Annotated in this window: 1 protein-coding gene and 1 pseudogene; one reads left to right on the top strand and one right to left on the bottom strand. The window is 41.7% G+C overall.

What is annotated here, in order from left to right:
* Positions 1-115 (bottom strand): annotated as a pseudogene (locus VTH8203_RS25305) (integrase); the annotation flags it as partial.
* A gap of 278 nt (positions 116-393) precedes the next feature.
* Between VTH8203_RS25305 and VTH8203_RS23385 the strand changes: the two are divergent.
* Complete coding sequence (locus VTH8203_RS23385) at positions 394-1338, top strand: nuclease-related domain-containing protein (protein ID WP_096995753.1); 945 nt, start codon at positions 394-396, stop codon at positions 1336-1338.
* The last annotated feature ends 191 nt before the right edge of the window (positions 1339-1529 follow it).

Here is a 1529-nt window from a genome sequence, read left to right as displayed (position 1 = left end):
GACGAACGGCACGGGAATAGGCATCAATGGTAGCAGGTCGTTTACCTTGCAGCTTAAGATTGGTAAGGTGTTGTTCATAAAGAGAATGATAGCGATTGAGTTCATTGGGTGTCATGGTATTTACTCCTGTCTATCCCATCGGGTGATGGGGTATCAGAAGTATGGCGTTTATGTGCTTTACTCTGCCGCGCAGCGGCTTCGTTCAACAAACACATTATTAAACAGCGAGTTGCAGGGTTCCCACTCTCTACTTCGAGCTTTCGAAAAGAGATATTTCACAATTTTCATCAATAACAGTGTTCGAAAAAGAACATAGGTCTCAAAAATATACACACCATCAATATGAATAAGACTGCATGGTAAACTGCTTTTATAAAAAAGCAGGAATAAAGAATGATTACTAAGGATAGAGATTCAAAAATCGACAACAGTCTTCAACAGAAAGCTGGCGCAAAAGTAGAGCAGGATGTCGCGTTTTACTTACGCAGAGAGTTTGGAGATGCAAATGACATCTTCATTATCAATGACCTACGCATACAGTTTAAAAATGAAACAGCTCAGATCGATCACTTAGTCCTTTATAACAAAGGATTTATCATTATTGAGTCGAAATCGATTCGCGGTGAGGTTAAGGTCAACAATCAACTCGAATGGAGCCGAACCGTAAGAGGGAAATGGACAGGAATGCCCTCACCTATCGAGCAAGCTAAGTTGCAAACCAAACTATTGAAAGCACTTTTAAATGACAACGCTAAGTCGTTATTAGACCGAATTGCATTTTTACAAGGGTACTTTGGTGGTCGCTGTTGGGATCAACTCTGTGCCGCGTCCAATGACGCTCTAATCGATCGAACTTCTATCCCTAAAGATATATCGAAGAAGCTCATTAAAGCCGAATCTATTGGTAGCAGCGTTAAGAGTCTCATCAAAAAGCACCGCGTAGGTTCAATACTAAATCCGAATCCTACGTTTAATCGTGATGAACTGTACCGCCTAGTTCACTTTCTAAACGAACAACATGTGCCTACGTCTTCTCCGGCTCCCAAAGTACATATCGCAGAATTGAGCGAAACTGAAAAGGTAGACTTGCTTCCAGCTCAAGAAACAATTGAAGAGGCCAAAGTTCCACAAATAAGGCATGGTTTTAATTGTAAGAAGTGTCAAAGCCCTCAGACCGAGCCGAGGTATGGAAAGTATGGGTATTACGTCTACTGCCCACAATGTAAGGTGAATACTGCAATGCGTATTAGTTGCCATTCTTGCCAATCTAATTCAGCCAAAGTCAGTAAGAAAAAGAACACGTACTCAATAGCATGCTCTCGGCGTTTTTCAAGGTAGTTGTCGCCTTTAATTTTTTAAGCAGCTTCTTTCTGCCTTTCAGGATTTAGCTTAACTTCACCAACTTCATCCCAGTTTCTAGATTCGTTTGACCACCGCTGTGGGTTGGCTGCTCTCGCTTGTTTATAAAGCTCTTTGCGCTTAGCTAAGATGGTACTATCCTCTCCATTATGGCGTTGAACTGGGGTCAC

Source organism: Vibrio thalassae (assembly GCF_900089835.1).
Classification (GTDB): domain Bacteria; phylum Pseudomonadota; class Gammaproteobacteria; order Enterobacterales; family Vibrionaceae; genus Vibrio; species Vibrio thalassae.
Note: the sequence above shows the minus strand (reverse complement) of the source record. Positions and strands in the feature narration are given on the sequence as shown.

What these genes read in the sequence shown, in the direction of transcription:
- VTH8203_RS23385 (WP_096995753.1), top strand. Translation starts at nt 394, where the DNA reads ATGATTACTAAGGATAGAGATTCAAAAATCGACAACAGTCTTCAACAG.